Genomic DNA, 1,190 nt, shown 5'->3' on the forward strand with positions numbered 1-1,190 from the left:
GTGCTGGGGTCGCGCGGGCCTGCGGCGTTGGGGCCGGGCGTGCCCGGGGTGGCTGGGCTGTCCGGCGTGCCTGAGGTGCCCGGGCTGTCCGGCGTGCCTGAGGTGCCCGGCGTGTCTGGCGTGCTGGTCATCGGGCGCCTCCTCGGGTGCTTGCCTCGGCTTCGGCGGCGCGGAGGAAGTCGAGGGAGGTGCGGGCCAGTTCGGGGCCGGCGTGGGAGTCGCGGGGGAGCTCCACGCTGATCAGGCCGCGGTAGCCGGTGGTCTGGAGCGCCTCCAGTACGGGCGGGAAGTCGATCTCGCCCTCGCCGAACGGGAGGTGCTCGTGCACGCCCCGGTACATGTCCTCGATCTGGACATGCGCCACCCAGGGCGCGGCGGCGCGTACGCAGTCGGCGGGCGGGGCCGGTTCCAGGCACTGGCAGTGACCGATGTCGAGGGTGAGGGCGAGGGAGTCCGGGGCGCCGAGGGCGGTGCGGAGGCGGTGGAAGCCGTCGAGGTTGTGGAGGAGGTGGCCGGGTTCCGGCTCTACGGCGACGGGAACGCCGGCGGCAGCGGATGCCTCGAGGACGGGAGCGAGTTCGTCGGCGAGGCGCTTCCAGGCCTCGTCCTCCGGGACGCCGTGCGGGCGTTGGCCGGAGAAGCAGTGGACGGCGGCGGCGCCGAGGTCGGCGGCTACCCGTACGGCGGTGAGGAGCAGCCCCGCCCGGGCCTGGCGGGCGGCCGGGTCCGGGTCGAGGAGGGTGGGGTAGTGCTTGCGCCGCGGGTCGAGGACGTAGCGGGCGCCGGTCTCGATGGTGACCGCGAGGCCGGTGTCGGCGAGGAGGCCCGCGACCTTGGCCGTACGGGCCGCGAGGTCCGGGGCCAGCGGGTCGAGATGCATGTGGTCGAGGGTCAGGGCGATGCCGTCGTAGCCGAGGTCGGCGAGGAGGTGAGCGGCGTCGGTGAGGCGGAGGTCGGTGAGGCCGTTGGTGCCGTAGGCGAGGCGGAGTGGCGTCATGTCGCGCTCACCTTTCTGGAGAGGCGGCGGGCGATCGGCGCAAGCGCCGTGATGGCGGCGGCGGTCACCGGTCGGCCGGCGCGGGCGGCGAGGGCGGCTTGCAGCGGGATCATGGCGCGGATGCCGCCGCCTACGGCGCGTTGAGTGAGGAGGGGGGAGGGGTTGAGGGCGGCGTGGAAGGCCGGCTTGGCGG

General features: G+C 75.0%; 1 protein-coding gene and 1 pseudogene. Both read right to left on the bottom strand.

Annotated features, from left to right (window positions below; all coding sequences use genetic code 11):
* Positions 1–127 precede the first annotated feature (127 nt).
* A complete protein-coding gene (locus G5C51_RS42095) occupies positions 128–997 on the bottom strand; it encodes a sugar phosphate isomerase/epimerase family protein (protein ID WP_165246223.1) in 870 nt (289 codons plus the stop codon).
* Positions 994–1,190, bottom strand: a pseudogene (locus G5C51_RS42100) (SCO3242 family prenyltransferase); the annotation flags it as partial. The pseudogene G5C51_RS42100 and the gene G5C51_RS42095, both read right to left, overlap by 4 nt.

Source organism: Streptomyces coryli, from assembly GCF_011044975.1.
GTDB classification, from domain to species: Bacteria; Actinomycetota; Actinomycetes; order Streptomycetales; family Streptomycetaceae; genus Streptomyces; species Streptomyces coryli.

What these genes read in the sequence shown, in the direction of transcription:
- G5C51_RS42095 (WP_165246223.1), bottom strand. Translation starts at nt 997, where the DNA reads ATGACGCCACTCCGCCTCGCCTACGGCACCAACGGCCTCACCGACCTC.